Origin of the sequence: Candidatus Poriferisodalis sp. (genome assembly GCF_965237655.1) — a bacterium.
In the GTDB taxonomy this organism is placed as follows: Bacteria; Actinomycetota; Acidimicrobiia; order Acidimicrobiales; family Poriferisodalaceae; genus Poriferisodalis.
In genome coordinates this window covers 1285474-1310336 of sequence record NZ_CBDEGB010000002.1, presented here as the reverse complement: position 1 = coordinate 1310336, position 24863 = coordinate 1285474, and the positions used below count along the sequence as shown (strand labels likewise).

Genomic DNA, 24863 nt, shown 5'->3' with positions numbered 1-24863 from the left:
TACTCAGGCAGCGGGTTGCGTCGGCTTCGGCGTGGCAGCGGACAGTGGCTGGTGCCGCGCGGTTGGAGGCGGTGGCATCTGCGGCGTGACCGGCAGTGGTAGCTGGTGCGGCGCGATTGAAGGCGGTGGCTCGTGTGACATGACCGCGGGCTGTGGCTTGTGCGGCGCGCGGCGCTTGGGTTTGCGTGAGGGAGCGGGGTTCGGTGGCCGTGACGGATCGGGAGGGATGAGCCGGAAACGACCGTCCCGGACGATGACCTGCCAGTTGTGGTCATGGATGCGGTCGTGGCAGGACCAGCACACCAGCACGAGATTGTCGACGCGGGTCTTGCCGCCGCATTTCCAGGGGATGACGTGGTGTGCTTCGCATTCGCCCGGCGCTGTGCCGCAGCCGATGCATGCGCCGTCGCGTGCGATCAGGGCGCGGCGCTGCGCTGAGGTGGGCGCCCGGTGCGCGACGGTCTCGTACAGCGGGGTGAGCTTGTCGCCGAAGATCTCCAGCCACACGTCGGAGTTGCACGCGAGTCGTGCGAGGGTGCTGGGCGGGATGGGGCCGGTGCCGCAGATGTCGGCGACACTGCCGGGTTCACCCGCTAGTGCCGGCAAGTCGGCGCGCACGATGATCTCCGCAGCGACCGTCTTGCGTCCGTTATGGGCCGGCGCAACTGTGTCCGTGCCAGCTGTGTTCATGCCGGCCGTGTCCGTGCCGGCTGTTGTGCTGTTGGCCAGGAGCGTGTCGAGCGCGTCGGCCATGCGCTGATCTCGGGTGCGAACAGCGGCATCGGAGGCGTCGGCGGTGCCTTCGCTGGGAGTTTGGGGCGAGTCTTGGCGGCGGCGGTCTGCTTGGCGGATCTGCTCGGCTTGGCGTCGCAGCCGCTCTTGGATGCGTGCGCCCATCTCGGCGTCGAAGCTGCCGCGCATCTGCACCGAGCCGTCGTCGCCGTTCCAGAAGCGCACGTTGCGATTGCGTCGATTGCGGCGATGCTGCGCCGCCAGATCCGCAGTGTCTTGGTTGCGGGCTGTCCAGCGCTGAGCAGCCGAAGCGAATTCGTCGGCAGGCAGCGTCTTGGCGAGCCCGATCAATTCGGGGTCGTCCTGGACCGCGTCGGGGCCTGGTCTTGCGCGCTGCCTGCGCAAGTTTGGCGGCGTTTGCGAGGCTGATGTGCCCGTCTGTGACCGCGGCCTGCGCATCAGGAATCGAAGCCAGCTCGGTGTCGGTGCGCACGTTGCGCGCAGCGTCCGAGCGGGACAGGCCGCTGTGCTCACGCAGCAGCCCAGCGCCGCCGTCGCCGTGGCGTTCCTGTTGCGCAACAAGCGCAGCGGTTCTGGTCTCGAGGAGCTCCACACGGCTGCGCAACTGCTTGGAGAGACGCAGGGTACGTCGCAGCAGGTCGCACGGCGCTGTGTCGATGCCGTCGAGCGCTGTGTTGAGGTGCTCCAGCGCTTGCTCCACATGAGAGAACATGTGTTCACTCTAGCGTGCCGCTGCCACAAACAAGCGTTTTCATATTAATCTGTTCTTTACAGATATATGACAATTATTATCACGGCTTTTCAGTATCGAACACTCTCGCCGGATCGCCAGCCGGGACGACGCCGCCCAGCGCTGCCGACACCGACACCCGCCACGTCGAGCCGACCGGAGCGACAGTCATCAGCCCTTTCGCCGAGTCGTAGGCATCTCGACAGCCAGCGAGGACGAACGACAAAACGGGACGACCATGAGAGACACAGCGTGGGAAGTTGGGGATGTGAGGAGCAAGGACTTGGCATCCGGACCACAAACATCCTCTACCCATCCCGAAGGCGCTGATCGAGCGCGAATCGCCGCGTGGGCTGAAGCTGCCTGAATCACCCCGGGTTCAGTAGAGACTCGGGTTGTTGAGTCACGGCCGGGGTGGCTGTGACGGTTTGACGGTAGTAGGCGGTTTCGTGTTCGGCGGGGGTGGTGTAGCTGCCGCGGCCGGGCAGGTCGGATCGAATGCTGGGCGACTTGGCGAATCGGGACGTCTAAACCTGAGCGCTGATCGTTCGCAGGATGCTCCGCATGCGACGCTCGTGTGCGCGAAGCGAGAGCAGACGGTGCTGCGACCTGCTGGAGAGCGAGCGAGAACCGTAAGAAAGTTGTGATGCCATTACGTCGTTCCCGGCTGGCCGACGGCTGTGTGAATGAACTCGGCGGCCTCGGCAAGCGCCTGGTCGGCCTCTGGCAGCGCGTGGTAGTGCCAGGTGTGCCACATGCCTTCCCAGAGGTCGAGGGTGGCGTCGACACCGGCCGACGTGGCCCGGCGCTGGAACTCGCGGGCTTGTGACGCGAGTGGCTCATCGGCCGCCGCTTGGATGAGCACACGTGGCAGCCCGCGGAGCTGGGCGCGCAGCGGCGAGAGGCGGGGGTCGGCAGGGTCGGCATCGCCGGTGTAGCAGTCGATGAGGCTGCGTTCGTCGTCGCCGGAGGACGGTCGACCGGGCCCGGCAACATGATCCAGCAGCGGGCTGAACAGGACGATCGCAATGGGCGGCACGCTCTCGGCCGCTGCGATAATCGCAGCGCTGAGGGCGAGTGTCCCACCCGCCGAGTCGCCCGCGAGCGCCAATAAGGTCCCGCTAGCCGCCAGCGCCCGGTACACCGCCAGCACGTCGTCGAGTGCAGCGGGGAACGCGTGCTCGGGTGGTTGGCGGTAGTCCACCGAGACAAGATGCGCAGTGCGGGCCAGGCGTGCCGTAATCGGGATGGCCACCGCAGCGCTGCCCAAGACGTAGCCGCCGCCATGTGCGTAGACCACGGTAGGAACGCTGGCATCGGGCGGCGGGCCGGCAACCAGGCACTCCACGCCGCCGATCACCTCATGGCCGTGCGTTACCTGCGGATCGTCTTCTTCGCCCCACAGCGCGTTGGTCTCGCCGCGCCAGCGGGCCACCTCGGCATGGTCAGACAGATCGGGCATCTGGATCGGCACTGAAGGCGCGCGTCGGGCCTGATACGCAGCCGCTTCAGGTGACAGCTGGTGCTGGCGGAGGAAGGGCGCGATGGCTGGGTCCACACTCACGGCGAACCCACGACGGTCCGGGCACCGCGTCGGTGCGGCAACGCCGGGCTAGATCTCGTGCTCATGCACGGTGGCTGAGGCCACTGCTGCAGGGCTGTAGGACATCGGGACGAGCTCGCAGTCCAACCACGCTTGGCGCTGGTCGAGGTCGTGGCCGCTGCCGCGCACGCCCGACACGCCATGGGGGACCACCCAACCAGAGTTGTCCCAGTCATCGAGATCGAATGCATACCGTGCGACCGAGCCATGAATGGCCCGCTCCCCTGTCTCGGGTGCCGTCCCGCCCTGACGCACGGTGTCGCCGTCACCCGCACAGCCGTCGATCGGCGGGTGCAGATCCCGCGCAGCAGCGAGTGCTGATGCGAGCGGGTGCGGCGAGGCCATGCGGTGAACCCGTTCCCATGTCCACGACTGCGGGTCGTCGCCGAGCCGCTGCTCCAACTCGGCGGCGGTCTCGTCCACACAAGCGCTGAACGCCATCCGCAACGAGATGGGGTTGTCGAGCCCGGGCACCACGTCGAGGTTCCGCTCGCAGAGCATGCGAATCGCGGCGCCCGCGGCCATGCGACTGGCCTCGGCGGCAGGAGGCCACCCGCCGGCACCCAGCTCGGCCCCGGCGATGCCGAGCCGCTCGGCGATGGCTTCGATCAGCCGGCGCTTGACGACCGCATAGATGGTTGCGGGAGCCGAGTCAGCAGTCACGCGCTGATCCCACTCGGCCAGCATGTCGAGCAGCGTGTGTGAGAGCTCGTGGCCGCACTCGACCGCGTACTCGGTGATCAGGCCGAGCACTTTAGGGGCCACAAGCGACGTCACATCGGCGTGGATGGCGCTCATGTCAGCGACGGTGGCGCCGGTCATGGGCGCCAGCAGTTCGCAGATGCGGTCGTGCCGGCTCGGGCCGGCGAAGTCCAGCGAGATGTACGGGCTGCCATCGGCCGTCCGGTTGTTGGCGGTCACCAGGTAGCCCCGCTCAGGATCGATCCACTGCGGCAGGTCCTCAAATGGCACCGGTGCCAGGCCGTCCCACGCGAACTCGTCGGTGCCGGGTACGGGCGTCCAGCGGCTCGCCGGCGGGCGCTCGATGACACGACCTCGGATCTTGAAAGCGACCGCGCCACAGCGGTCGGCCGCCAGCAGGTTGTTGACGGGCAGCACCCACAGCCGGACGGCCTCGATCAGCTCAGCCGTCGAGCCTGCAACGAGCATCGGCCACAGGGCATCCAGCGTCGTGTCAGGGCCGAACATGCCGGTCCACTGCAATGACAGCGCGATGCCATCGGCGGGGTCGCCGAGCACCACCGGCCCCCTGGGCGTGGAACCGCAGAGAACCTCGACGGTGCCCTCGCCACGGATGTGGAGCTCCTCGGTGCGCCACGGCTCCCCCAGCGAGGAGCCTGCGGCAAAGCGCTCCACGAACACATCGGTGTCGTCGCACATGCCATGCGTGATGCCCCAGGCCACCTCCGCGTTGTGCCCAAAGTGCGGGAAGCCGGGTACGCCTGGGAAGCCCATGCCAATCGCATCAAACTCGTCGCAGCGCAGGTGACACTGGTGGTACACGTTCGGGAATTCGATGCCGCGGTGCGGATCGCCGGCGAGCAGCGGCTTGCCGCTCGCAGTGCGCTCGCCGCTGAGCGCCCACGAATTGGACGCCCCGTCCGAATCCATGGCCGTCGCAAGCGCCGCCATCTCGGCTGCGCTCGCGTCGAGCACCCTCGCTGCATCCTCAAGCAGATCGGGACGAAGCCCGTCGCCGGGAACCATTGCCGAGTCAGCCTCGATGTCCCCCACCGTGGCGATCACGGCCTCAGGGCCCGCCTGAGCCATGATCCGCCCCCGCCATAGCTTGCGGGTCAGCGTTCCCATGAAGATGTGGCGCAGCTTGTACACCGCTACGCAATGCCACGGTTCCCACGGCTCTGGCGGCGCTGGGTGGTGCTCGAACTCGGCTGGAAGCGCATCTGCATGGTCGACGAGCCAGCGGTTCACGCCCTCGGTGTAGGCCTCGCACATCGCTCGGGTGCGGGATTCAAGCGCGGCGTAGTCGGATTGCGCGATCGCGGCGAGCCCGAGCCGGCGGAAGAAGGCGTCCTCGCGCGCTCCGGCCATGCCGACGACCTCGGACCAGCGCCCCATCGCCCGGCGCCGGTCCCATTCCATCTGCCAGATCCGGTCGTCGGCCGCCACCCAGCCCTGTGCCGCGAATGCCCCATCGGCTGTCGGGGCCTCGACGTGAGCGATGCCCCACCTGTCACGACGGACCGTCACGCCAAGCACGCCCGCTGAGACACCGCCGTCCGAGCCACTGCCTTGGGTCATGGCAGCCACGCTAGGACGCCAGAGTCGGCTCGACAGCTTGTTTGTCGCGGCTACAGCGCCTCCGCGAGTGCACCAGCCAGCTCGGGATGCTCGAAGCGAAATCCGTCCGCGGTGAGCGCGTCGGGAAGCACCCGGGTCGAGTCGAGCAGCAGTGCTTGACCCATCTCCCCCAGCGCAGCCCGGATGGCAAACGGCGGCGCGGGCATGAACGAAGGGCGGCGCAGGGCCGAGCTCAGCGCCCGCTGGAAGCCCTGCTGGCGGACCGGGTTGGGTGCTGTCAGGTTGAATGCACCGCTCACGTCGCTGTCGATGAGATGCCGGATGGCGCGGACCTCGTCGTCGAGGCTGATCCAGCTCCACCACTGGCGACCGGTGCCCAGCGGCCCTCCGGCACCGAGTCGGGTGATGCGCGCCATGCGTTCAATCGCCGGCGCTCCGCGCCCCACGACGAGACCTGTGCGAATGCGAACGAGTCGCACCCCGGCGTCACCGATCGGCACCGCGGCGCGTTCCCAGCGCTTGCAGACTTCGGCCAGGAAGCCCTTACCGGGCAGCGACCACTCGGTCAGCTCCTCGTCGTCCCGGTTGCCGTAGAACCCGACAGCAGAGCCGCAGACGAACACCGACGGCTTGGCATCGAGCTTGCCGACGGTGTCTGTCAGCAGCTTGGTGGACTCGACGCGGCTCGACATGATGGCGGCCTTGCGTTTGTCGGTCCACCGCCCGCCGATGCTCTCCCCCGCCAGGTGGACAATGGCGTCGAGCCCTTCGAGCGCGGCCGCGTCGATGGTTTCTTCGGCCACGTTCCAGACGACCGTTTGCCCGGCGGCTTCGTTCTCGCTGCCTTCGACGGGCGCTGGACCGGGACTTCGGGACACCCCGACGACCTCGTGGCCGTCAGCCCGCAGGCTCGCTGCAAGCGCTCCGCCGATCAGCCCACGAATGCCCGTGATCGCGACTCGCATGTCTCTCATTATGTCGCGCCCGGCAACCCCCGCTGGGTCGCAAGGCGCGATGAGGCGCCGTCGGGAGCTCTAGCGGCCCTGGAAGTTGCCGGGGCGGCGCTCGGAGACGGCCGCCATGCCTTCGCGGGCGTCTTCGCTGCCCGAGAGGCGCAGTTGCTCGGCGGCCTCGCGCTGCGTGATCTCGCGGACGCGGTCGCCGAGGCCGAGTCGCAGCGTGGCCTTGATGGCCCGTACGGCCAGCGGGGCGTTCGCAGCAATCTCACCAGCGATTTCGATGGCGCGGTCGCGTACCTGATCAGCAGGCACGCACTCGTCGGCGAGACCCAGCTCGACTGCCTCATCGCCCTTGTACCGCTTGGCGCCCAGCAGCACCTTGGCAGCGCGTTCAGGGCCCAGCAGGGCCGGCATCGTCACGCTCATGCCGAAGCCCTGGTGGATGCCGAGCGATGCAAAGTTGGCGCAAAACCGGGCCTCGGGGCAGGTGACGCGGATGTCGGGCACCATCGCCAGTCCCAGACCGCCTCCGATGGCGGGACCGTGGATCGCCCCCACGATAGGCAGCGTCACGTCGAACAGTCGCCCCGAGCCTTGGTACAGCTGCAGTGTGGCGTTGCCGCCGACTTTCTCCTTGGCACCGCCGCCGACGCCCTCGCCGCCCAGGTCGGCACCTGCGCAGAACGAGCGACCCTCGGCGGCCAGCACCGCGCAGCCGATGCTCATGTCTTCTTCCAGCTCGACCAGCGCGTCGGCGATGCCATGCACTTGGCGGTAGCTCAGGAAGTTGTGGGGCGGGCGATCCATGATCACCAGTCCGACGCGCCCGTCCCGTTCGACCCTCAATCCCTCTGCCATGTCGCGAATGCTCCTTCGCATCGACGGGTAGTCGCCCGCTCCGATCCGGCCCGCCAGCGGTGAGCCGGCGCGCCACGCTAGTACCGCTGCTCTCGCCGAATCCGGAGTCGGCCCCCAGAGTGGTGCCCCGGCCTGTACACGTACATGCTGATTTTCTCACACTTACGTGTTAGTTTTCTTGCATGCGCACGACCGTCGAATTCGATGAGGACGCGGCGCGAGCACTTGACCGATTGCGCCGAGAATCCGGCATGGGGGTGTCCGAGGCCGTCAACCATCTCGTTCGCCGAGGGTTAGCGGCTGAATCGGCGAGCGAGCCCTTCGTCCAGAAGACCCACCCGCTCGGCATCCGCATCGACGTGAGCAACGTGGCCGAGGCCATCGACCTGCTCGAAGGCCCCCAGTCCAGGTAGCTGCCGGTGCTCGTCGATGCCAACGTCCTGCTCTATGCAGTCGACGAGCACAGTCCCTTCCACCCCGCAGCGAGACCGTGGCTCGAAGAGGCGCTGAACGGACCGCGTCGTGTCGGGCTTCCGTGGCAATCTCTGACCGGGTTTCTGAGGATCGTCACCAACCCCCGAGCGGTGCCCAATCCGCTCTCGCCCGCAGCGGCATGGGCCTTTGTCGAAGCCTGGCTGGACGCACCGAGCGCATGGATTCCTGAGCCCGGCAAAGGGCATCGCGCCATCCTCGGGCGGCTCGTGCGCGAGCTGCACCTCAGCGCCAACCTCATTCCCGACGCTGCGCTCGCTGCACTGTGCATCGAACATGGCTTGGCAATCGTCTCAGCAGATTCCGACTTCGCGAGATTTGCCGAACTGAGCTGGATCAACCCGATCACCAACGCTTGACGCTGCGAGCCATGGCTGCGCCGGCCGCAGAGCCAGCGCAGCCGACGGCTCACGATCGTGGTCGCCGAACTAGCGTGACCTAGCGAATCCGGCTGACCTGAGAATCGGGGAACAACAGGCCAGCCATACCTGAGGGGGCAGCCGTGACCCAGACCGACGTAGCCGACACAACGACCGAAACCGCAGCGCATGTGCGTACCGAGTCGATCGACTGGGACGACTTGCTTGCACGCCTGCAGGCTGTGCTGCGGCTGCGCACCACTCCGATCGGCATGAAGCTCTTCGAGACCACGGCCGATATGGAGGCCGTGCCGCGGGTGCGCCGCCCGAACGCCATCCACACCACCGACCAGATCGTGGGCATGGCCTGCCGGCTCAACTGGACGGTCGGCGTGACTATGGACGACCTCGTGGGCGCCCAGTGCGGCGCCGTCATCGGGCTGCATCCCCAAGACGACAAATGGCTGTCGGGCGACCGCATGGCCGGCGTGTGGTTCGAGACGCTGGAGGATGCCTCCGAGCACCAGCACGCCATGGACTGCGTGCCCTATGGCACCTATGAGGCGATGGTGGTCGCACCGCTGTCGTCGAAGCGACTCAACCCGCCCGACGTCTGCATGATCTATGCCACGCCTGCCCAGATGATCATCCTCATCAACGGCCTGCAGTGGCGTGGCTACAAGAAGATGGAATGGGGCTGCGTCGGCGAGTCGGCGTGCGCTGACTCGTGGGGCAGGGCGCTGCACACGGGAGAGCCGAGCGTGTCGATTCCCTGCTTCGCCGAGCGGCGCTACGGCGGCGTGATGGAGGACGAGCTCTTGATTGCTCTCACACCGGAAGATCTCGTCGTTGCGGTCGAAGGCATGGAGGCGCTGTCCCGCAACGGGCTGCGTTACCCGATCCCGACGTACGGCATCCAGACCGACGCTCGTGCCGGCCTCGGCGTCAGCTACGACTGAGGACACGAGACCGGCCCGTACCCCAGAGAACCGCCAACTACACCCCCCAAACCAGCAGAAAGACAGGGGACAACGTGGCACTGCAACCGACCAAGGAAGGCTTCGACCTCGGCATCGTCACCAGCAACGGCGACGAGATGCTCGCGTTCTATCGCGACGTGATCGGGCTCGAGTTCGAGCAGACGCTGAACATGGAGAAGGTGGGCATCGCCCAGATGCACCGACTGTGGGCGAATAAGAGCATGCTGAAACTTGTGGTGCCCGTCGCTGACGTGCCTGCCGGTGCCACGGGCGGCATCACCGGCGCCACCGGCCTGCGCTACTTCACCTTCAACGTCGGCAACTTCGAAGAGGTGATGACCGCTTGCGAGGAGGCGGGAGCCAACATCATCTGGCGTCGGCTCGAAGCGCGGCCTGGCGTGGTGGTCGGGATGGTCGAGGATCCCGACGGCAACTGGGTGGAGTTCATCGACAACCCTTGAACCTAAGCTTGCGGGGCACGGCGACGTTGGGAGCGTTGGGAGCGTTGAACTGTGCCTGAACCACAGCGCAAGACAGTCCACGACCTGCTGGCGGAGGCGCGCGCCGGGCTGGACCGGGTCTCGCCCGCTGAGCTTGCCGTGCTGCTGGAGGCTGGGGCTTCCGCCGGCACCGGCCGGCTGCGCGTCATTGACATCCGATCGCGGGACCAGCGCGAGGCCAACGGCATCATCGAGGGCTCCGAGCCCATCGACCCCTTGGTGCTCGAGTGGCGCATCGACGGCGCATCAGGTTTCGCCGAGGGCACAGCAGCCGACTTCGACGACCGCTTGGTCATCGTGTGCAATGAGGGTTACAGCTCCAGCCTCGCCGCCGCTCGCCTGCATGACCTGGGGTTCGGCAACGCCACGGACCTCGATGGGGGCATGGCTGGCTGGAAATCCCACGGTTTGCCGGTAATCCCGCCGCCCACGGCGGGCGCCGGGTCCGACGGCTGACGAATCGGGGTCTCGGTCGCCGCGGCGACCTGCGAGGCGACCTCAGCTCGTGCCGGGGGCGGGCCGCTCGCGCAGGCGCCTGATGACGTCGGCCATGAAGTCGTCGTCCTGCGCTCCCGGAATGACGAGGCGCCCATCGAAGAGCCAGCTGGGCGTGGCGCTGATCCCCCACTCGTTCGCACGGGCCATCGACGCTCGCAGGGCAGGCAACAGCTCGTCGTTGGCCACGACGCGCCGCAGCACGTCAGGGTCGATGGCCACGTCTGCCGCCAAGGTGACCAGCACCACAGGGCCGGTGACGTCCAACTCGTCTTCCCAGTAGGCGGCGTAGAGCCGATCGTGGTAACGCTCGGCAGCGTCGGGGTCTGCGTGCTCGACTGCCAGCGCTGCCTGGTGCGCCTTGGAGCTGTTCCGCAGGCGCTTGGGAGACACGAAGCGGATGCCCTCGGCTTCGGCGAGTGCCGCCACCCGATCGAATCCTGAACGGAGCTCGATGCCCTCCGCCGGCACCTCGGGATGGATTTCGTAGGCGAGCCAGGTGATCTCGAGGTTGTGACGCTCAGCCAGTTGGACCGCCCGGGCCCGGGCCAGATGGCACCACGGTCACAGGTAGTCCGACCACACCAGCACAGACATCGAAGTTGGCATCGACATTGCGCTCACCCCCAGTCCTCATCCTCGCACACGGCCCGGCGGGGTTCGCGGGTGGCCGGTAGGTTGCCGCGCATGGACTTCACCATCCCCTCGGACATCGCGCAGCTGCTCGACAACCTGGACACGTTCATCGAGGACGTCATCAAGCCCATCGAGAACGAAGACGACAACATCCGGTACTTCGACCACCGCAGGGAGGACTCACGCACCGACTGGGAGCGCGACGGATTGCCCAACGCGGAATGGGAAGCCCTGCTGGGTCGTATGCGCAAGGAGGCCGACAAGGCAGGCTTCCTGCGCTGGCACCTGCCCAAGCGCTTCGGCGGCAGCGACGGAACAAACCTTGGCATGGCGATCATCCGGGAGCACCTGGCCCGGCGCGGCCTCGGGCTGCACAACGACCTGCAGAACGAGAGCTCGATCATCGGCAACTTCCCGACTGTGCTGATGATGGAGCGCTATGGATCACCCACCCAGCAGGAGTACTGGATTCCCAAGATGCTCGAAGGCCAGGCCCGCATCGGCTTCGGCCTGACTGAGCCATTGCACGGCTCGGATGCCACCTGGATGGAGACCACCGCCGTGCGCGACGGCGACGAGTGGGTCATCAACGGCGAGAAGTACTGGAACACCGGGCTGCACCACGCCACCCACGACTACATCTTCGCCCGCACCTCAGGAAACCCTGGCGAGGGCCATGGCATCACCTGCTTGATCGTCCCCACGGACTCCCCCGGCTTCAAGGTGGAGGAATTCATCTGGACCTTCAACATGCCGACCGACCACGCCCATGTGCGGCTCACTGACGTGCGGGTGCACAACGACGACATCCTGGGCGACGAGGGCCGCGGCCTGCAGACGGCGCAGTTGTTCGTGCACGAGAACCGCATCCGACAGGCGGCGTCGTCGGTAGGTGCCGGCCTGCACTGCATCGACGTGGCGGTCAACTACGTGAAGAACCGGACCACCTTCGGCAAGCCGCTTGCGCAGAACCAGGCTATCCAGTTCCCGTTGGCCGAGCTGTACACCGAGGCCGAGATGATCCGGGCGCTCATCTACAAGACCGCCTGGGAGATGGACCGAGGCGTCGACCACATGGAAATCACCGACCGTGTCGCCATGTGCAACTACCGGGGCAACCGGTTCTGCTGCGATGCCGCCGACCGGGCGATGCAGAGTTGCGGCGGCAACGGCTACAGCCGTCACATGCCCTTCGAGCACATCTACCGGCACCACCGCCGATACCGGATCACCGAAGGCTCAGAGGAGATCCAGATCCGCAAAGTCGCCGGCAAGTTGTTTGGCTTCGCAGGGCGGGCCAAGGGCTAGCACCGCGCGAAACGTCAGCAACTAGCGCGGCGCAACGGTCGAAATGCCTGCGTCTCGGGCTGCGCTCCCGAGCCGATCGTCATAGGTAACCAATCCATCAAGATCGTCGCCCAACTCAAGTGCCGTCGCGAGGTGAATCGCATCCAGGGTGCGCAGCGGCGGAGGCGCGAGCAATGCCGCTCGTTCGCAGATCTCCCGTGTGACTGCCGAGAAAGTGACAGGTTCCAAGACGCGACGCGCAATGCCAGCTCGCTCCGGAGCGCTGCGCCGAACGGCCCGAAGCACGTCAGTGAGCGTCAAGTCACTCGACACGGCGGGGCGATGCGCATCAGCAAGCCACTTTCTCAGGCCTGCTGACTCCGGCTCGACGACGATGAGCTTGACGAGAGCCGAAGCGTCGAAGTAGTGGGCCAAATGCTCAGTACCGTTCGTCTGCCCGCATGGCCTCAAGTTCGGCGGAGAGGCTGTGCCCCGGTTCCGGAGGGGGCAGGTCGGCGAGGTTTCCCTTGCCAGGGCGCGCTTGGCCAGTGGCGATCAGCTCTTCGAGTCGCGACTGGCGGATTGCGGTCAGCCTCGCCACCGGTCGTCCACGGCTTGTCACGGTGATTTCCTCACCTGCTGCTGCCCGCGCAACGATCGCTGACGCGTTCTGCTTGAGCGCCCTGATGCCGACCTCAGCCATGTTCTACATTGTAGCACATGAGGTCGCGAGCGCGATCTGCCCGCTCCGGACTTGATCAGTCGTCGAGGCAGGCGGTGGCCTGACCAGTCAGGACTGCTCGGTCGTCCTGGTTCGTCGTCGTGATGGTGAGATCGACCAGCTTCTGGCCGTCCTCATCACGGATCTCGGCGACCTCGGCTGTTGCGGTGAGCGTGTCGCCGGGCCACACCTGACTGGTGAACCGAACGCCGTAGTAGGTGAGGCGACCGTCGCCCACGAAGTTCGTGACCATGCGCCCGGTCATGCCCATGGTGAGCATCCCGTGTGCAAACACGGTTGGGTAGCCCGCCACCTCGGTGACGAACTTCTCATCGGTGTGGACAGGGTTGTAGTCGCCCGATGCCCCTGCGTACTGCACGATCTGAGTGCGAGTGAGGTCGTCGACGATCTGTTCGGAGTAGCTGTCTCCGACGCTGAGCTGCGATGCACTGAGTGCCATGTCTGCGTGCCTTTCTGCGATTCGTGTGTGACTGACGGCGGTGCGCTAGTCGTCAATCTGTGTCTTCTGGATCATCTCCGACCTAGTCGTCGATGACCTTTTCAGTCACGACGCCGACGCCCTTGGCCGTGATGACCAGCTCGTCGTCCTCGTCGCGATATTCGGTCACGGCTTCGGAGAACTTGAGAATGCCTGCCCGCCTGGACTGCTTCTCCCACTTCTCTCCCTCGTAGGTGACCGTGTGGAGCACGTCGCCGGGCTTCAGGTGCCGGTGATAGGTGAAGTGCTGCTCAGCGTGCAGGCCGCCAGCTGCGGCACCAGATTGCTTGTCGTCCTCGCGCTCGTCGGCGACGTCGGAGCCATCTGACTCAGCGAGGTCGCGCACCAACGTGCAGGACGCGGTGCGGCCGCTGCCGAACCACTTCTTGTCCGGCTTCGGACGCAGGAAGTAGTCCGGATCGAATTGGGCGCTGGACTGCGCGAACGTCGGCGGCGCGATGATCGAGCCGACTTCGGTGCCGGCCGCATACTCAGCGTCGCTGTAGATCGGGTTGGTGTCGCCGACGGCCCTCGCAAACATCAGGATGTGCGAGGCCTCAACGGGAAATCGCTCGACTGCCATGTCCGGCTCCTTTCGCGGCCGCTCGATTCGGATTGCCGCCGCAACATGATGGCAGCCGCGCGCGAAGCGCGCACGACCGACACAGCGCGAAGCGCGCACGACCGACACAGCCCAGAAGGCGCACGGCTGAGTTGGCTAGGCCAATGCTGCGGCGAGGGCCGTGCGGACGGCGGCCGGGTCCTCATTCATCATCATGTGGCCGGCACCGGCGAGGTGGACGACGTCGACGTTCTCGAAGTCGGCGATGAGCGGAGCTGCGGCGCGGGGAGGTGTCATCTTGTCCTCGCTGCCGACGATGACCGTGACCGGGCATTGAACCCGTGCCGCGACGTCGCCGGCCTCGTAGGAAGCGCATGCCGACAGGTCGGCATGGATCACGCCATTGTCGGCTCGTTCCAGCAGGGCTAGGCCGCCACCCAGCATCCACAAGCCCGGCGTGGGATTGGTGGCGACGTGTGCACGGCTGCCGTGACTCCAAGCCGTCATGAGTTCTGGCGCAAGCAACTCGTTGCGCTCGGCAGCGCCGAGCAGCGCCGGATGCACGGGCATGGCCGCCGCCGTGCCGAGCAGGACAAGGCGGGCGATCCTGTCATCGTCGGCCGCCGCCGCTTCGGTGCAGATCAGCGATCCCATCGAGTGGCCGACCAACCGCACCTGCTTGCAGCCGAGCCGCTGCGACACTGCGGTGATCGCCTCACCGAGCCAGGCGGCCATGTCCGCCACCGAACCGAGCGGATCGCCGTCGCTGAGACCGTGGCCTGGCAGGTCGATCGCCAGCGGCGTGTACCCGTGGTGTGCAAGCCACCGAGTCTGCAGCTGCCACACGGTGCGATTCATGCCTGCGCCGTGCACGAGCAGCACCACCGGAGCCTCGGCGGTCGACGCTGGGTCGGGCACCACTCCCCCGGTTGCGACGCCGACTGCCCGCCCGCCGACTTCCAATGAGAATACCTCGGTAGCTGCCACCGGCTCAGCCCTTCTGCGAGGCCCGCAGGGCGCGGGACAGGTCCGAGATGATGTCGCCGGGATGTTCGAGTCCCACCGACAGCCGCACCAAGTCTTCGCCGACCCCGGCAGCGGCAAGGTCTTCGGCGCTCATCTGCTGGTGGGTGGTGCTCGCGGGATGGATCACGAGCGTCTTGGCATCGCCCACGTTCGCCAGGTGCGATGCCAGCCGCACTGCCTCGATGAAGCGGCGACCAGCTTCGCGCCCGCCTTCGATGCCGAAGCTCAGGATCGCTCCCGCACCGCGGGGCAACAGGCGCTTCGCGAGCTCGTAATCGGGGTGCGTCGGCACCGACGGGTGGCTCACCCAGCTGACTGCGTCGTGAGAGACCAGGAATTCGACCACCGCTTCGGTGTTGGCAACGTGACGGTCCATCCGGATCGGCAGCGTCTCTACCCCCTGCAGGAGGTAGAACGCCGTGGCCGGGCTCATCGCGGCGCCGAAGTCGCGCAAGCCTTCGGCCCGGGCCCGCATCGAGAGCGCCTGAGGCCCGTATTCGTCGGTGAACGCGATGCCGTGGTAGCCCGCGTAAGGCTCGCTGAGGGTCGGGAACTTTCCCGAAGCAGCCCAGTCGAAGCGCCCGCCGTCGACCACGACGCCGCCGATGGCAACGCCGTGCCCGCCGAGGAACTTCGTGGCGCTGTGCATCACGATGTCGGCACCCAGCTCGATGGGCCGCATCAGGTGCGGCGTGGTGAACGTCGCGTCGAGCATCAGCGGCAGATCTTGCTCATGGGCTACTGCGGCCACGGCCGACACGTCGAGCACCTCGATGTTGGGATTCCCCAGCGTCTCAGCGAACAGCACCTTGGTGTTGGGCTGGATCGCTGCACGCCACGCGTCAAGGTCGCGCGGATCCACGAACGTCGTCGTGATGCCGAATCGCGGCAGCGTCAGGCTCAAGATGTTGTGCGTGCCGCCGTAAATGTTTCGGCTCGCCACGATGTGATCACCCGCGGAGGCGATGGTGGCGCAGGCAAGGTGGAACGCCGCCATGCCGCTGGCCGTGCACACCGCGCCGACGCCGCCTTCGAGGGCTGCGATCCGCTCTTCCAGCACCGCCACGGTGGGGTTGGAGATGCGGCTGTAGATATGGCCGGGGATCTCAAGGTTGAACAGGCTGGCCGCCTGCTCAGTGTCGGTGAAGCTGAACGAGGTCGTCTGGTAGATCGGCACGGCCCGAGCACCGGTGGTCGGGTCGGGCCGCTGGCCGGCGTGCAGCGCCAGCGTGTCAAAGTGCAGGAAGTCCGGCTCGACCATGGGTGCCTCCGGGGTCGGTCACCTGCATTCAAGCACTGGGCAGTGACATACCGGCCCACGAACGCAGCGGCAGGCCAGTGAATCGTCGGTTCCGCGGACGCGGAGCGCCTTCGGACGCAGCTGACTCAGGTGTTGGAGCCCGATGTGCCGGCATCGGCGGCACCGATCGCTTCCCAGACACGCTGGGGCGTGACCGGTATGTCGATGTGGGTCACTCCCAGGTGGGCGAGAGCGTCGACCACGGCGTTCTGCACGGCCGGTGGTGCAGCGATGGCACCGTTCTCGCCGATACCGCGGGTGCCGAGCTCGTTGCGGTCGGTCGGTATGGCGAGCCGGGCTGTGTCGATGGGTGGCACGTCTGCGGCGGCCGGGATGAGGTAGTCCATCAGCGTGGTGGTGCGCGGCGTGCCGTCGGCATCCCACTGGGCCGCTTCCATCAGGGCCTGGGAGATGCCCGCAACGGCTCCCCCGTGCTGCTGGCCCTCCACCGAAGCTTCGTGCAGCATGCGGCCGCAGTCGTCGACCGCTGCGAACGCCAGCAGCGTGACGCGTCCGGTCTCGGCGTCGACCTCCACTGCTGCGGCGTGTGTGCCGTAGGGATGTGTCGGGCCGCTTCGACGTTCATCGACGGTGGCACTGATGCCTTCCGGAGCGGCCGACACGATGTCGGTCCAGCTGACCAGACGGGACGGGACGCCGGCGACGTGCGCGCCTTCGGGTGTGACCTCGATGTCGTCGGGGCTGGCTTCGAGCAGCTCACCCGCCACTTCGCAGATGCGAGCCCGCAATTCGGTCGCCGCCTCGGCAATCTGGCCGCCGAGCACTGACGCCGTGCGCGAGCCGCCGGTGACACCTCCGAACGTGGACGTCACCGAGTCGGCGTCATTGACCCGCACTGCTCGTTCGGAGACGCCGATGCGTGCACTGACGATCTGTGCCCACAGGCTGTGGTGGCCCTGGCCGTGGCCGTGACTGCCGCAGGTCACCAGGACACTGCCGTCGGCACCCAGCTCCAGCGATGCGTAGTCGGGATCGTCCCCTTCGCCCGCGGTCTGGCTGTAGCAGCCGTAGCCGATGCCAATCAGACCAGTGCGTTCGCCCGCGGCCCGGCGCTCAGCGGCGAGCGCCTGCCAGCGCGGCGCGTCAATGAGTTCCTGTGCGGTGTCCAAGGCCCGGTGCGGGTCGCCGCTGTCGATCGTGATCCCGGTGCCGGTGTCGAACGGCAGCTCGTCGGCGCGCAGCAGGTTGCGACGACGCACCTCCGCGGGGTCGAGACCCAGTTCGCGTGCGCCGGCGTCGATGGCCCGCTCCAGTGCGGCGTTCGCCTCCGGCTGACCGGCGCCGCGATACGCCCCGACGGGAGGCGCGTTCGTCACCGCGGCGCCGTAGCGGTAGCGCAGCCGCGGAACCCGATACAGACCGGTGCTCTGGCGGTAGCTGGCGGCAGCGAGCATCGGCGCCATGTGGGGGTAGGCGCCGGCGTCTGACCACATCACCACCTCGATCCCGACGATGCGGCCTTCGGCGTCGAAGCCCATGCGGATGCGATGGCGCTGGCCGCGCCCGTAGGGCATCGAGATGAACTGCTCCTGGCGGCTCTGGACCCAGCGCACCGGGCGGCCCAGCAGCTGGGCGGCCCGGGACACCACGAAGAACTCCGGCATCGGATCGCCGCGACCCCCGAAGCCGCCGCCGACCTGCGGCTCGCGCACACGCACAGCCGAGACCGGTACGCCGAGCAAACGGCGGTACAGGTACGGGGCGCTGTGCACGCCTTGGCCGGTGCTCCAGATGTCGATCTCGCAGTCGGGCGACGCACCTTCGGCCAGCGGCGTGCCGCGGATCAGTTCGAACGGTGTCGCCACGATCGCGCACGGCTCGATCGGAAGCGACGTGATGCGGTCGTTCTCGCAGATGAGCTCCACCACGCAGTAAGCGCCTGCACACGGGTTGTCGCCGGGTTCGGCTGCCGGTGCCGCTGCATCCTCGAATGGGGTGGGTGGGGACTGGAAGCCGCCACCGTCGGGCGGATCCAGCGGGCGCACCACATTGGTGCCCGCATCGGGGAAGAGCAGCACTTCGTCGGTTGCGGCGTACTCGACGTCGATGACCGCCGGCAGCGCGTCGATGTCGACGGCGACCAGTTCAGCGGCATCGAGAGCATGGGCGGGCGAGTCAGCCACCACCACCGCAATGGGCTCGCCGACGAGCCGCACCCGTCCGTCTGCCAGCAGCGGCCGGGCCATGAGGCCGTCCATGGTGGTAGCGCGGTAGTACTCGAGCGGGGCGAGATCCAGTGCGGGGGCGTCGAACACTGCTGCCACGCCGGGTGCCCGTTCGGCCTCTCGCAAGTGCACGTTGCGCAGCTCGCCGTGGGCGACCGTCGAACGCACGAACGCGGCGTGCAGGCAGCCGTCGGGAGCCAGCAGGTCGGCGGTGAAGGTCGCTGTCCCGCGCAGCATCGGAATGTCCTCTGAGGCGAGTCGAGCGATGCTCATGCCGTCACCGTAGTGACGTTGGTTCCGGCATTCGAGCCGGACCTGAGCCGTCAGTCGGCCGCCGCAGGCTGGGTGCTGCCGCTGCGGTGTGCCCCGAGCTCGGCCCCATGCTCGTTGAGATAGGGGGCTCGGCGCATCGTCACGTTGATGCCGCCGATGAGCGAGCCGACCTGGGTCATCGGTCCCCATTCGGTTTCGCCGAATTCGACGACGTGACTGTTGTCGATTGCGACGTCAGACCCGACGAAGCCTCGGCGTTCGGCCGGCAGTTGGCTGATTCCTTCGGACGTTGCCTGGTGCCACACCCATTGGGGGCCATCAGCGCCATCGGTTTCGAGGTAGGTGCGGTCGGGGCCGCTGCCGCGATAGTCGAGCCCGCCCACTTCGACTTCCGGCCGACCCTTGTACATCACGAACTCGGCGGCCTGCGCAGCGGTGACGGTCTGAGTGAGCGACGTTCTCACTGTTCGTCCTTCGCCGTCGGCCAGCCGCCCGTACAGCGAGCACACAACGCCGAACGAAGCGATCAGCGGCGTGGCAGCGTCGTGCACCGGCACGGTCAGGAACACCGGCTCGGCCTCGCCGCCCTGGGCAACCATGATCCCGCCCAGCGCCTGCAGCAGCGGGTCGAACGCCGGTACCTCGGCCATCGACTCGTCCCGGCCATATCCCGGGCTCTTGACGAGGACAGCATCGGGGCGAATGCGGCGCAACTGGGAGTCGGAGCATCCGAGCCGTTCGGCGACGCCTGGGCGAAAGTTCTCCACGATCACGTCGGCTTCGGCGACCAGTCGGGCCATGACCGCGTTGTCGGCAGTGTCTTTGAGGTCGAGGCAGACCGAGCGCTTGGACTGGTTCCAGCCGTTGAAGTAGGGGCCGAGGACGCGGAACGGGTCGCCACCCGGCTGCTCGATCTTGGTGACGTCTGCGCCGAGCATTGCCAAGTGACGGGTGATGACCGGCCCCGCAATAAACGAGCTGAGGTCGACGGCCCGCAGGCCCGCCAGTGGCGCTTCGCTTGTGGCCGCAGATTCGGGCGCCCGTCGGGTGGGCCAATCGCCGGCTTCAAGCTCGGCTCGGACCTCGTCGGTGTGTTCGCCCAACTGCGGTGCGGCTCGGGGTTCGACTGCGTCGCAACCGTCGATCCACATCGGCTGCGGCGGGGTGCGCACTGTTCCGAATTCAGGATGCTCGACTGTGGTGTTCAGCCCGTTGGTGATCGCCAGCGGCGATGCCAAGAACTCCTGGCGAGTCTGTGTCGGCTGGCATGGCACGTCATGAGCGCTGAGGATCTCCAGCCACTCGTCGAGCGGACGCTCGGCGAACGCCTGCTCGAGGATGGGTGTGATCTCCGCCAGCGGCTCAAGGTCAAGCAGGCCCCATGGCGGGTCACCGAATCGCTCATCGCTCAGCAGGTCCTCCCGGCCGATGGCTCGCAGCATCGCGACGTAGAACGGCAGGGTGCCGCAGGCCACGAACATCCACCTGCCGTCGGCGGCTTGGAACAGCCGGTACACCGGCAGCCGGCCCGCCGAACCCAGCGGGCACGAGCCGTCCCGGTCCAGACCGGCCATCTCGGGCATCTCGAAGTCGCCGATCTGCATGCCGCCCGAACCGGACACCTCCGACACGGTGTAGGCGGGCGCGGCGCCCCGCGCTTGCCTCGCATACAGCCCCGCTGCTGCGGCGATCGCGCCCAGCATCCCAGCGCCGTAGGAGGCGAGCGGCACCACCAGTTCGACGGGGCCCTCGGAGTAGCTGATCTGGTTCCAGCCGATGCCGGTGACGGCTGCGACCTGCGATGGTGTTCCCGCACGGGTCGCATAGGGCCCCTCGTCACCCCACGTCGGGCACGAGATGACCACTGCGCCGGACGCAACCGCCCGCACCGCGGCCGCAGTCGGCCCGTCGGGGACGAAGACGGCGTCGGCGCCACTGAGCAGCTCGCTCAGCGTCGGCGTAGCGATCGATTCAGCCGTGGGCCGCAGGATGCCGGGCAGCGATGCCGCTGGCCCATCGACGCCATATGGCAGTGGGGCGCGCTCCCAGTCAGCACCGTCGGGTACCACCGAGCGCTTGTTGCGGCTCACCGCCTGGAAGCCCGGGTCGCTGCGGTACGGGTCGCCGTCAGGTGGCTCCACCTTCACCACGTCGGCGCCCTGGTCGGCCAGAAATCGCGCCGCGTAGGGACCGGCGATGCCCGTGGCCAGCTCGACGACCCGAACCCCGTCAAGGCATCGAACGGCCGCTTCGTTGCCGCCTTCGGGACCTTCGGCACTGCTCACCGGGATGACTGTAGGCGGCCCGGTCCTCAGGTCGCCGGGGATTCCGCGTCGTACGATTGCCTCTGTGACAACGACGGCTTCCGACACAGCAGCGAACCCCTTCACGGAGATACCGATCCCACAAGCCCCGACGTTCGACACGATCGAGGCCGAGCGGCAGCACCGCAAGGAGCGGCTGGCGTCGGTGTACCGGGCGTTCTCGCTGTTCGGATTCGAAGAAGGCGTGGCCGGTCATGTGACCGCACGAGATCCCGAACTGACCGCTCCCGCCGCGACTGCGGCGCGGTTCGTCGCGGCTACCACTCGGCGGCGATGTACTGGGTTTCGCAGAACTCGTAGATGCCCTCGCTGGCGCCTTCGCGGCCGAGGCCTGACTGTTTCATGCCGCCGAAGGGCGCTGCCGGGTCGGAAACGGCGCCGCGGTTCAGGCCGATCATGCCGGCCTCGATGCGCTCGCTGACCGCCAGACCCTTGGCCAGGTCCTGGGTGTAGACGTAGCCGATGAGGCCCATCTCGGTGTCGTTGGCGGCGGCGATCATGGCGTCTGTGTCGGTGAAGCTGGAGATCGGGGCAACCGGGCCGAATATCTCCTCCCGCGTGATGGGTGCCGCCGGGTCGACGCCGCCAAGCACGGTTGGCTCGTAGAAGAAGCCCGGGCCGTCAATGGCCCGGCCGCCGGTAACCGCTTGCGCTCCCCCGTCGATCGCCGCGCGCACGAGGCGATCGATGTTCTCCACTGACGCGGCATTGATCATCGGCCCGCAGCCGACACCGGGGTCACGGCCGTTGCCAACCTTCACATCGCCCATGACTGTCGCCAGTCGCTCGACGAACTCATCGTGCACCGATGCTTCAACGAAGAACCGGTTCGCGGCGGTGCAGGTCTCGGCCGAGTGGCGCATCTTGGCGACCATGGCGCCAGCGGTGGCGGCTTCGAGATCGGCATCAGCGAACACGACAAACGGCGCGTTGCCGCCGAGTTCCATCACCACCTTGAGCACCCGGTCGGCACAGCGCTTCAGCAATACCCGGCCGACCTCGGTTGAGCCGGTGAACGAGAGCATTCGCACGGCGCGGTGGTCGACGACGGCATCGAGCCAAGCACCGGAGTTCGACGTAGGCACCAAGTTGACGACACCAGGCGGCACGCCGGCCTCGGCCAGCAGCTCGGCAACTCGCAGCGAGGTCAGCGGGGCTTCGCGCGGCGGCTTGATGACCACGGTGTTGCCGGCCGCCAGCGCCGGGGCCAGCTTGCGGGTGATCATCGCCGCCGGGAAGTTCCACGGCGTGATCATCGCCACGACGCCGACCGGTGGGTGCCGGGTGATGATCCGGTTCGCACCCGAGGGGGCGACGCTGATCGAGCCGTGAATGCGGACCGCCTCTTCGGCGTTCCATCGGAAGAACTCCGCTGCGTAGGCCACCTCGCCCACTGCATCGGCGCGGGGCTTGCCGTTCTCGAGCGTGATCAGATCGGCCAGCTCGTCGGTGTGCTCGATAAGGATGCGGTGGGATTCCCGCAGAATCTCCGAGCGGACACGCGGCGGCTCGGCCGCCCACCCGGGCTGCGCCGCGGCTGCTGCGTCACACGCAGCTGCTGCGTCTGCTGGCGTTCCGGCCGCGACGCTTGCCGCGACGCCGCCCGTGGCGGGGTCGAGCACGTCAATCCGGCTTGCTGCGTCTCCAGCCAGCCAGCTGCCTCCGATGAGCATCTGTGTCTGCATCGGGCCAGCATCGCAAATCCACCGTTCATGCCGCGCCACCGTCGGGACACGGCCACAGCGGGACTACCCAAACGGCAACCCGGTTCACGCTTCCGAGTGGAAGGGTGGTCAGTCGCCGTAGTGGTGCAGGCCGCGCTCGCGGGCGCGCATCTCGTCCACCGCTCGCTGCGCGTCGCCGATCGCGTGCTCCAGCTCAGCAATGACGATGTCGGGGTCGGAGGTGAATTCCAGCCCCTCAACGAGGCGAGCCAAGCGCCCCTGCGTCCGCCACGCAGCGAACTTGGCCCACTCGGTCCAGAGCACTTCGTGGTCGTCGATGTCAATGAGGTTGGAGGTGCGGCTCTGCTCGTCGACAGTGGCGTCGAGCGACACGTAACCGTTCACCATCGAGACGCGCTCGCACATCTCGGAGAGCGGCCCAGCCCGGTGCACGACCATGTCACCGTGCAGCGCGACGGCGTATCCGGACCCCGGGAAGTCGGGAGCGACGGTGCGGTCTGCCGGGATTCGCTTGCCTGCGTCGGCAAGTTCGGCAGCCTCGTGCTTCGTTCCTCGAAACCACTCGAGGCGTCCGCCTGCGACGTGTGCGGGATCGGTCACTGCCAGCACGTAGTCGAGCGGCAGCGTGTCGTGATGCCATTTGTCGATGGCGGTGTCGATCTGCGATGGCTCGTAGTTGAGGTGGCCGAGATGCACCGGCATCGGGTGCGGGGCAATCTCGACGCCGTAGATCGCTTCGAGATGCGCCGTGACGTCGGGGCTCAGGCACACGTCGCGCAGCCAGCGGGAGCGGTAGCAGCCGCCGCGCACCGTCCGCTCGATCCGCTCCCCTGCCGGTCGGGCGAAGCACCGCAGGCGCCGGGCCGTGTCCAGCATGATCGCCGCACCCTCGTCGCTCAGCATCCGGAACGGCGACGACAACGCCACCGGTGTGGCCTTCGTGGCAATCTCGGCGTCGTCATAGCCGAGGTCAGCCAGCATGAGGACTTCGGCTGGCGCTTCAAGCTGCAGGTGCCGGTCGGTATCGAACGCCGGCTCATCATCGAGCCATTCGTAGCCCCGTGGCAGCGTCTCCGGAAACGGCACAGCAATACCCATGGACCACAAATCTATGGGTCGCTCAGTTCACGGGGTGCTGCTGCAATCGGTGCAGGATCCAATTCAGGGTCACTCTGCAGCGTTGATCTTCGCGGCCACCGCAGCCAGGTGGTCCTCGTCAGCCTGCCGATTCATGATCTTGGTGGTGATGTAGCCGGGGTACACCTCGAAGAATTGATCTCCCCGGGCGGTCATCTCGTCGCCGGGGTCAGGCCGACGGCCCGCTGTCTGGTGCATCGGAATGACCTTGGCATGGAGGTGGTCAATCATCATTCCCTCGATCACTACGGCGCAGCGGTCGACATCGTCGTAGGCACGAGCGATCTTGGCGGCCACGAGGCGCGCTGCCTTCATCAGCTCGGAGACCACCTCCTCGCCTGCTCTCGCGACGTCGCTCGGGTGATGCTCCTTCGTGATCAAGACGCCGAAACCCTCGGTGTTCGGAAAGATGTCCAAGAACCCGAGATGACTCTCGTCCTCAAAGACCACGTGGCTCGGCTCGGCACCGGCCGCGATCTTGCAGAAGATGCAATCGTCCACGAGCGGCATTCTGCTCGCCTTCACACCACAACGAAATCGGCTTGGAGCAGCGGTGGGACCTGCCTACGGTGCCTGCTCGTGGACGCCGAGCCTCGACGTTGGCGCATCTTGCGATCAGGACACCGACACGGCATCCCGGCAGAGGACATCTTGCATGCCTATCGAAACGTCACTTGGACAATTCCGCAGGACGACTGCCGGATCACGCTCGTCGGACCCCGTCGGGACGGCGATCTGCTTGAAGCGGGCTTGGAGTACGGTGCGGCCACGGACACCGACCTCATCATCCATGCGATGCCTGTCTGCGCGAAGTACATGAGGCAACACCGTGGATCAACCAGCTGATCAGGCGTCAATCGACGAATCTGACGAGTATTGGGATGAGGTCGCCGACGGCTTCGAGCAGTTCGACTGGTTGAACTCCGCCGACGAGCCTGCTCACGAGCTGTATCTCTCGCTTGCCGTTCAAGCCGAAGCCGCCATTGCAGAACCGACAGAGGTGAGCAGGCAGCAAATCGAGGATGCGGTCTGCTGGGCTCGACGCGAAGGCATGCAATGGGACCGCATCGCGGAGATCCTTGGCGTCACCGCCCTAGCAGCAAGGGCACGTTACGGCGAGGCCTCCAAGGCGGTTCGGGCTTAGGCGCAGGTCAAGCTGGCGCAGCGCGCCGCGGCCACGGGGAACCCCGATCACGACCGGATCCGCGCGCTGGT

25 protein-coding genes and 1 pseudogene are annotated in these 24863 nt (G+C 67.1%); 9 read left to right on the top strand and 17 right to left on the bottom strand.

Features of this window, described 5'->3' with window-relative positions; all coding sequences use genetic code 11:
• Positions 1–3: 3 nt before the first annotated feature.
• The 5 genes from ACPXYO_RS14145 to ACPXYO_RS14125 all read right to left on the bottom strand — a co-directional run bounded on the left by ACPXYO_RS14145 (position 4) and on the right by ACPXYO_RS14125 (position 7186).
• Positions 4–1137, bottom strand: a complete 1134-nt coding sequence (locus ACPXYO_RS14145; protein WP_423921718.1) for an HNH endonuclease — start codon at positions 1135–1137, stop codon at positions 4–6.
• A 998-nt stretch (positions 1138–2135) separates the two neighbouring features.
• Positions 2136–3047, bottom strand: a complete 912-nt coding sequence (locus ACPXYO_RS14140; RefSeq protein WP_423921716.1) for an alpha/beta hydrolase fold domain-containing protein — start codon at positions 3045–3047, stop codon at positions 2136–2138.
• A 48-nt stretch (positions 3048–3095) separates the two neighbouring features.
• On the bottom strand, positions 3096–5369 hold the full coding sequence (locus ACPXYO_RS14135; protein WP_423921713.1) for a penicillin acylase family protein: 2274 nt from the start codon (positions 5367–5369) through the stop codon (positions 3096–3098).
• A 50-nt stretch (positions 5370–5419) separates the two neighbouring features.
• Positions 5420–6334 carry a TIGR01777 family oxidoreductase gene (locus tag ACPXYO_RS14130; protein ID WP_423921711.1) on the bottom strand — a complete coding sequence of 305 codons (915 nt, stop codon included), beginning with the start codon at positions 6332–6334 and terminating at the stop codon, positions 5420–5422.
• Positions 6335–6403: 69 nt separating this feature from the next.
• Complete coding sequence (locus ACPXYO_RS14125; protein ID WP_423921708.1) at positions 6404–7186, bottom strand: enoyl-CoA hydratase/isomerase family protein; 783 nt, start codon at positions 7184–7186, stop codon at positions 6404–6406.
• A 182-nt stretch (positions 7187–7368) separates the two neighbouring features.
• Between ACPXYO_RS14125 and ACPXYO_RS14120 the strand changes: the two genes are divergently transcribed.
• From ACPXYO_RS14120 to ACPXYO_RS14100, 5 genes are all read left to right on the top strand, one after another.
• The gene (locus ACPXYO_RS14120) at positions 7369–7599 is read left to right on the top strand and encodes a ribbon-helix-helix protein, CopG family (protein WP_423921705.1); all 231 of its coding nucleotides are present in this window, start codon (positions 7369–7371) and stop codon (positions 7597–7599) included.
• Positions 7600–7605: 6 nt separating this feature from the next.
• A complete protein-coding gene (locus tag ACPXYO_RS14115) occupies positions 7606–8037 on the top strand; it encodes a TA system VapC family ribonuclease toxin (protein ID WP_423921702.1) in 432 nt (143 codons plus the stop codon).
• A 191-nt stretch (positions 8038–8228) separates the two neighbouring features.
• A complete protein-coding gene (locus tag ACPXYO_RS14110) occupies positions 8229–8996 on the top strand; it encodes a DUF169 domain-containing protein (protein WP_419554880.1) in 768 nt (255 codons plus the stop codon).
• Positions 8997–9070: 74 nt separating this feature from the next.
• The gene (locus ACPXYO_RS14105) at positions 9071–9478 is read left to right on the top strand and encodes a VOC family protein (RefSeq protein ID WP_423921699.1); all 408 of its coding nucleotides are present in this window, start codon (positions 9071–9073) and stop codon (positions 9476–9478) included.
• A gap of 51 nt (positions 9479–9529) precedes the next feature.
• A complete protein-coding gene (locus ACPXYO_RS14100) occupies positions 9530–9973 on the top strand; it encodes a rhodanese-like domain-containing protein (RefSeq protein WP_423921696.1) in 444 nt (147 codons plus the stop codon).
• A 42-nt stretch (positions 9974–10015) separates the two neighbouring features.
• Here ACPXYO_RS14100 and ACPXYO_RS14095 read toward each other — a convergent pair whose 3' ends face one another.
• The gene (locus ACPXYO_RS14095; protein ID WP_423923868.1) at positions 10016–10564 is read right to left on the bottom strand and encodes a DsbA family oxidoreductase; all 549 of its coding nucleotides are present in this window, start codon (positions 10562–10564) and stop codon (positions 10016–10018) included.
• A gap of 135 nt (positions 10565–10699) precedes the next feature.
• Between ACPXYO_RS14095 and ACPXYO_RS14090 the strand changes: the two genes are divergently transcribed.
• A complete protein-coding gene (locus ACPXYO_RS14090; RefSeq protein ID WP_423921693.1) occupies positions 10700–11956 on the top strand; it encodes an acyl-CoA dehydrogenase family protein in 1257 nt (418 codons plus the stop codon).
• Positions 11957–11977: 21 nt separating this feature from the next.
• Here ACPXYO_RS14090 and ACPXYO_RS14085 read toward each other — a convergent pair whose 3' ends face one another.
• The 8 genes from ACPXYO_RS14085 to ACPXYO_RS14050 all read right to left on the bottom strand — a co-directional run bounded on the left by ACPXYO_RS14085 (position 11978) and on the right by ACPXYO_RS14050 (position 20787).
• Positions 11978–12370 (bottom strand): type II toxin-antitoxin system VapC family toxin, encoded by a 393-nt coding sequence (locus ACPXYO_RS14085; protein ID WP_423921691.1) that lies wholly within the window; start codon positions 12368–12370, stop codon positions 11978–11980.
• 4 nt (positions 12371–12374) lie between these two features.
• A complete protein-coding gene (locus ACPXYO_RS14080; protein ID WP_423921688.1) occupies positions 12375–12638 on the bottom strand; it encodes a type II toxin-antitoxin system Phd/YefM family antitoxin in 264 nt (87 codons plus the stop codon).
• 55 nt (positions 12639–12693) lie between these two features.
• Positions 12694–13116, bottom strand: coding sequence for a MaoC/PaaZ C-terminal domain-containing protein (locus tag ACPXYO_RS14075; RefSeq protein WP_423921686.1), 423 nt, complete (start codon positions 13114–13116; stop codon positions 12694–12696).
• An 82-nt stretch (positions 13117–13198) separates the two neighbouring features.
• Positions 13199–13738: an FAS1-like dehydratase domain-containing protein gene (locus ACPXYO_RS14070; protein ID WP_423921683.1), complete on the bottom strand. Its 540-nt coding sequence runs from the start codon at positions 13736–13738 to the stop codon at positions 13199–13201.
• 135 nt (positions 13739–13873) lie between these two features.
• On the bottom strand, positions 13874–14704 hold the full coding sequence (locus ACPXYO_RS14065; protein ID WP_423921680.1) for an alpha/beta fold hydrolase: 831 nt from the start codon (positions 14702–14704) through the stop codon (positions 13874–13876).
• A gap of 4 nt (positions 14705–14708) precedes the next feature.
• The gene (locus ACPXYO_RS14060) at positions 14709–16004 is read right to left on the bottom strand and encodes an O-acetylhomoserine aminocarboxypropyltransferase (RefSeq protein ID WP_423921677.1); all 1296 of its coding nucleotides are present in this window, start codon (positions 16002–16004) and stop codon (positions 14709–14711) included.
• Between the two features lie 125 nt (positions 16005–16129).
• Positions 16130–18502, bottom strand: coding sequence for a xanthine dehydrogenase family protein molybdopterin-binding subunit (locus ACPXYO_RS14055; RefSeq protein ID WP_423921674.1), 2373 nt, complete (start codon positions 18500–18502; stop codon positions 16130–16132).
• Positions 18503–18552: 50 nt separating this feature from the next.
• Positions 18553–20787 (bottom strand): CoA transferase, encoded by a 2235-nt coding sequence (locus tag ACPXYO_RS14050; protein WP_423921671.1) that lies wholly within the window; start codon positions 20785–20787, stop codon positions 18553–18555.
• A 109-nt stretch (positions 20788–20896) separates the two neighbouring features.
• Between ACPXYO_RS14050 and ACPXYO_RS14045 the strand changes: the two are divergent.
• Positions 20897–21043, top strand: a pseudogene (locus ACPXYO_RS14045) (class II aldolase/adducin family protein); the annotation flags it as partial.
• 40 nt (positions 21044–21083) lie between these two features.
• Here the strand turns inward: ACPXYO_RS14045 and ACPXYO_RS14040 are convergent.
• The 3 genes from ACPXYO_RS14040 to ACPXYO_RS14030 all read right to left on the bottom strand — a co-directional run bounded on the left by ACPXYO_RS14040 (position 21084) and on the right by ACPXYO_RS14030 (position 24149).
• Entirely contained in the window at positions 21084–22511 is a 1428-nt protein-coding gene (locus tag ACPXYO_RS14040) for an NAD-dependent succinate-semialdehyde dehydrogenase (protein WP_423921669.1), read from the bottom strand.
• Between the two features lie 108 nt (positions 22512–22619).
• On the bottom strand, positions 22620–23609 hold the full coding sequence (locus ACPXYO_RS14035) for a hypothetical protein (protein ID WP_423921666.1): 990 nt from the start codon (positions 23607–23609) through the stop codon (positions 22620–22622).
• Between the two features lie 69 nt (positions 23610–23678).
• Positions 23679–24149, bottom strand: a complete 471-nt coding sequence (locus tag ACPXYO_RS14030) for an HIT family protein (protein WP_423921664.1) — start codon at positions 24147–24149, stop codon at positions 23679–23681.
• 78 nt (positions 24150–24227) lie between these two features.
• On the opposite strand from ACPXYO_RS14030, the gene ACPXYO_RS14025 reads away from it, so the two are divergent.
• Positions 24228–24494 (top strand): hypothetical protein, encoded by a 267-nt coding sequence (locus ACPXYO_RS14025; RefSeq protein ID WP_423921661.1) that lies wholly within the window; start codon positions 24228–24230, stop codon positions 24492–24494.
• Complete coding sequence (locus ACPXYO_RS14020; RefSeq protein ID WP_423921658.1) at positions 24478–24792, top strand: hypothetical protein; 315 nt, start codon at positions 24478–24480, stop codon at positions 24790–24792. The genes ACPXYO_RS14025 and ACPXYO_RS14020 overlap by 17 nt, the downstream gene beginning before the upstream one ends.
• The last annotated feature ends 71 nt before the right edge of the window (positions 24793–24863 follow it).